The following is a 5,276-nucleotide window of genomic DNA, read 5'->3' on the forward strand; positions in this document are numbered from 1 at the left end:
GGATATGAAAGAGGATAAATTCAGAGACGAATGTGGCATTTTTGGCGTTTATGGTCATCCAAAGGCAGGCAGATTAACATATCTTGGTATATTTGCCTTACAACACCGTGGACAAGAAAGTGCCGGGATTGTTACTTCAAATGGGAAGGAATTAATTCCTCATCGTGGAATGGGGCTGGTGACAGAAGTATTTAACACCCCATCTCTCCGAGAATTACCTGGCAAAATAGCGATGGGGCATGTTAGATATTCTACGACTGGCGGTAGTCGAGCTGAAAATGCCCAACCACTGACGATATATTCTTCAAAAGGCCAATTAGCCATCGGACATAATGGTAACCTGGTTAATACTACACAGATACGCTCTAAATTAGGAAGAAAAGGGGCTACTTTTCAAACGACATCAGACTCAGAAGTTATTATCCAGCTTATCACCCATTCTAAAATGCCACAATTACATGATGCCATAAGAGATGCCCTGTCAAATGTTAAAGGGGCATACTCGCTGTTATTAATGACCTCAGATGAATTAATTGGAATTCGTGACCCCTATGGAGTTAGACCGTTATGTATTGGCAAACTGGGAAAGGCATATATCTTTGCTTCAGAAACCTGTGCCTTAGATTTAATTGGAGCGGAATATCTTCGTGATGTCGAACCTGGGGAAATGGTTGTTATCAATCGCAAAGGATTGAAATCTTTACAGGCTATTCCTTCCTCTCAATGTGACCTCTTTGCTGAAGAAAAACTCCTGCCTAAAAAAGAGGCACAATGTATCTTTGAATTTATCTATTTTGCTCGACCTGATAGTAAGGTCTTTGGTGAAAATGTCTATCTGATAAGAAAAGAATTAGGCAGACAATTAGCGAAAGAATATCCCATAGAAGCAGATGTAGTTATTCCCATTCCGGATTCAGGGGTATCGGCGGCATTGGGTTTTGCTGAAGAATCTAAAATTCCGTATCAATTAGGATTGATGCGTAATCACTATGTCGGCCGCACATTTATTGACCCAAAACAATCAATTCGAGAATTAGGTGTCCAGATAAAATTAAATCCAGTGCGTGAAGTGATAGGAGATAAAAGAGTGGTTGTGATTGATGATTCCATTGTTCGCGGAACTACCTGTCAGAAAATAATGAATCTGCTTCACAAGGCAGGTGTAAAAGAAATACATCTCCGCATAAGCTCCCCACCTATCAGATTCCCTTGTGTTTATGGAATTGACACCCCAACGACAAAGGAATTAATCGCCGCAAATTACTCCCTTGAAGAAATAAAAAGATTTATGAATGTAGATACCCTGGGGTATTTAAGTATTGAGGGACTTCTAAGACCTATTGAAGATTCTATTAAAACTTTTTGTCTGGCTTGTTTCAATGGAAAGTATCCGATTAAAGGAAAAGGTAAGCCTTTTTAATGCTACCTGATTTCCATTACACATAACCTCAACGGTGTCTTACAGATTAAAAGAAATGATGAGGATTGAGATAAATGATAAGGGAATAAAATTAAATATGCTCTGGTTAAAATCTACGATTGGTTGGGATGATGTCCTTGGGCTTACGACTGAATATGACCAACGATCAGGACGGTTTATAACCACCATTACCACATCCGAGGTTAATATTACGGATATTTATCGGCCTGTATTTGATTCAAACACAAAAGGATATTGTCAAATTTTACATCAAATCCTGAATAATTCGCCTAATGCCACGATAGATTTAACTACAGAAATCTTTGCCAATTTTCCTGACCCAGCCCTTAATGATGAAAAGGAGTATAGAGATAGATTAGGCTATAACCCGGCTGATGTTATCTCACGGTTGAATTTAGCCTATATTTATCTTCAGCAAGTTGAATTAAAAAAAGCCATAAAACAACTTAAGGAAGTCATCAGGCAACTTTCGACTAATTTTGAGGCATATTTTGTGCTTGGTTGCATCTTTTTAATTAAAAAATCCGAAAAAAAGGCAATAATCTTTTTTGAGCAAGCATTTCAGTATAACCCCAATCATCTGACGAACAAAAGATATTTATCACGGGCATATTTTTTGAATGGTAAAACAGCCAGAGCAATTACCTTACTTGAAAATAATATTAAAATAGACCCTTACCATTTTGAATCTTATATAGACCTTTGCGAAAATCTTGTTGCGACGAATAAATATGACCAGGCTCTGGCTAAATTGAAAGAGGTTGCAGAAGCAATAAATAATTATCGTCAAAGGGCGAAAGAGGAATTCCCCCCTGCTGAATTAGTTAGGTTAAAAAGAATTGAGAAGACCATTGAAGAAAAATCAGGTTATGTGGAAAGGATTAAAACAGATACATCTTTCCGGAGAAAAATAAAGGCAAAGAATATGTCCATAAAAATATTAACTATCCTGGCGATTATTGGGATGATAATTTCAATCCTGATGAAGATAATAGAGATATTCTTCCATTCACTTCCTTAATCTCAGCCTGATAGTTCCCACGAATTCAATCTTGAAGAGGCACTATTCTTCTGTATGCCTCAAGATATTTTTCAGAGGTCTTTTTTATTATGCTATCTGGAAGTGTTGGGGCAGGGGGATTTTTATCCCAGTTGATTTTTTCTAAGTAATCTCGGACAAATTGTTTATCAAAACTTACCTGAGCTCTACCTGAACAATAATCATCCATTGTCCAAAAACGGGATGAATCAGATGTCAAAAGTTCATCTATCAAAATAATTTTATCTTCACAAATTCCAAACTCAAATTTCGTATCAGCCAGGATTAGTCCTTTTGCCTCTAACTCGTTACTGGCTAATTCAAAAATCTTCAAACTTATCTCTTTTAAATATTTTGTCGTGTCAACTCCAACCATATCCTGGACATCCATCTCAGTTATATTAATATCATGTCCAAATGTTGCCTTTGTGGCTGGAGTAAAGATAGGTTCAGGTAATTTTGCGGATTCTGTAAGTCCTGTTGGCAGTTCAACTCCGCAGACAGATTGGGTTTGTTGATATTCCTTCCAGCCTGAACCACTTAAATATCCCCGCACGACACACTCTACTGGTAATGGTTTCGCCTTTTTGACTAACATTGACCTTCCGGATAATAAATGCTTATAGGGAAAGAATTCTCCTGAAAATTTTTCTACATCGCCGGTAATTAAATGATTGTTGATAACATCCTTTGTCCGATTAAACCAATATAAAGAGAGGGCAGTCAACACTTTACCTTTATGTGGGATACCATTTGGCAGAATGACATCAAAGGCTGAAATTCTATCCGTGGCGATGATTAGAAGTTTACCATCAAATTCATAAATATCCCTCACCTTACCCTTAGAATAAGATTTTAAGTCTTTTAAATCAGTTTCCAAAATTATCAGTTCTTCCATTTCTCATTCACCTCAATTCCCTTATTTTGGATTTTGTAACCGTTCACCGCAAGATGCCACAGAGACGCAGAGAAGAAAATTAAAATTTATGGACGATACGCTTTAGTCACAATCTAATCTAACTCCTTTGTATCTTACAGGTAATTCAACCTGCCTTTTAAAATGTAACCCTAATATTGATAACTCATAACATAAACATTCTTCATAGGCAGATTCCAACAAACCTGCTCCCAATGTTTTATGTATTTCAATGGCTGCACCAATAATCTTTTCTGTTATCTGATTTATTTCCATATCTTCTCTGTTCCTCTGCGTCTCTGCGGTAAAGGACCACCTGAACGGTTACAAATATCAAAAATCAAAAGTCTAAACTACACATTTACCCCTTCCGTTTAATTAATAATCCTTCCACAATCAACGAAAGCAAACCTTTTAATCGCGTCTTATCTTTAACTAAAATAAAAATGGTTAAGATTAAATAAAGGAAACTATAAATCAACCGTATTTCTTTTGAAGGGAGTAGTAATTGAGTAAAAAACAGGATGAATATAATCAACGCCTCTTTTACCGACAGATGGAGATTAACCAGAATTGAGACTGCAAAGGCAGACTGTGCCGCGGTAAGGAATATCTCTTCTCTTTGTCGGTCATCTATGCACATCAATTCTATCTTCCCACTGGAGATACAGAAAATAACCGGTATTAGTCCAACAAGGAGTGTCCATTGATTTACTTTGGAGGAGATTAAAGTTCCTAATCCCATGGTAGGTTGTGCTTTGAGGACAAACAAAGAAGCGGCAATAAGCTCAGGCGCCTCAGAGGCAAGTGGGGCTATCCATTGGACAAGGATAAACTCTTCTATCTTAAAGATTCTACCTGTAGTAATTAATCCCTCGGCAAAAGGTTTTGCGGAAATGAAAATAAGAAATCCCGCATATAAAAATAAGGAGATAACTGTTATTCGTCTTGTCGTCTGAGGAAGATTACCAATATTTTCTGGCACACCAATGAGTTCTGGTTCGATTATTTTTGCCCTGGCGGCTGAGGTGATATACAGGACAAACAGTAATACAAAAATTATCGCATCAAATATAGCTAAAGAGCCTTTAATAGGAATAATAAAAGAATACAAAGTCGCCATACACAGATATGATAACTCTATTTTATGTGATTCTTCCAATTCAATACCTGGAGCCTTTTTCGTTATCCAGTAAAGGATGACAACAAGAGACCAACCACATCCTATTAAGAGTCGATTGGCGCCGGTCATATTTGCGGTGGCATACGGAATATAAGATGGATTTTTCCCTCCCATCCATGTAAAATACATATCCACGGCGTATTCAGGCAAGACGGCGATTAAGGCTAAAAAGGCTAAGGCTAAAACCTGGGAGACATCTTTTTGAGCGGATTCAGATGCCCAGCAGAGTAAAAATGCCGCACAGACAATTCCTATGCCGGAAAGACACACGGTCAAAATCGAATAGACTTCCCAATCCCAGCCTGAAATTCTTAAGATTACCCAAATTATAGGCAGACAAATTGTGCCCCAGAGTATAAACCAATTTCTTTTCATACCTTCTCCTGAAAATAGTTAATTAGAGATTAGAGAATTAGTGAATTAGAACCTGCACTTTTGCTAATCTCTAATCTCTATGCTCAATTTTCCCCTGAAAATAGGAAGTAGAAAGTAGAGAGTAGAGAGTAGAAAGTAAAGAAAACATCACTCCTCACGCCTATCTCCTTACCTCCCATCTTCTATCTCCTACCTACTATTTTCATCGTCCTCGTATAATATATATTGTTGGTCATTTTGAATGCCACAATCCTAATTCCTTATTAAAGCCCCCAAGATTGGGGGGTGGGGGTTGAAAATAAAATTAAAAAATTAATTATTA

At 37.3% G+C, this 5,276-nt stretch carries 5 protein-coding genes; 2 read left to right on the forward strand and 3 right to left on the reverse strand.

Annotated elements, in window-relative coordinates:
* The first annotated feature begins 4 nt into the window (after window positions 1-4).
* Both purF and AB1422_16470 read left to right on the forward strand, forming a co-directional pair.
* Window positions 5-1,420, forward strand: a complete 1,416-nt coding sequence (purF, locus tag AB1422_16465; protein ID MEW6620900.1) for an amidophosphoribosyltransferase — start codon at window positions 5-7, stop codon at window positions 1,418-1,420.
* A gap of 55 nt (window positions 1,421-1,475) precedes the next feature.
* Window positions 1,476-2,462: a tetratricopeptide repeat protein gene (locus AB1422_16470; protein ID MEW6620901.1), complete on the forward strand. Its 987-nt coding sequence runs from the start codon at window positions 1,476-1,478 to the stop codon at window positions 2,460-2,462.
* 25 nt (window positions 2,463-2,487) lie between these two features.
* On the opposite strand, the gene AB1422_16475 is transcribed toward AB1422_16470, so the two are convergent.
* From AB1422_16475 to AB1422_16485, 3 genes are all read right to left on the reverse strand, one after another.
* Entirely contained in the window at window positions 2,488-3,378 is an 891-nt protein-coding gene (locus AB1422_16475) for a phosphoribosylaminoimidazolesuccinocarboxamide synthase (protein MEW6620902.1), read from the reverse strand.
* Between the two features lie 102 nt (window positions 3,379-3,480).
* A complete protein-coding gene (locus AB1422_16480; protein ID MEW6620903.1) occupies window positions 3,481-3,672 on the reverse strand; it encodes a GxxExxY protein in 192 nt (63 codons plus the stop codon).
* A gap of 85 nt (window positions 3,673-3,757) precedes the next feature.
* Window positions 3,758-4,954 carry a sodium:calcium antiporter gene (locus tag AB1422_16485; protein MEW6620904.1) on the reverse strand — a complete coding sequence of 399 codons (1,197 nt, stop codon included), beginning with the start codon at window positions 4,952-4,954 and terminating at the stop codon, window positions 3,758-3,760.
* Window positions 4,955-5,276 lie beyond the last annotated feature (322 nt).

The organism is bacterium (assembly GCA_040757115.1).
In the GTDB taxonomy this organism is placed as follows: domain Bacteria; phylum UBA9089; class CG2-30-40-21; order CG2-30-40-21; family SBAY01; genus JBFLXS01.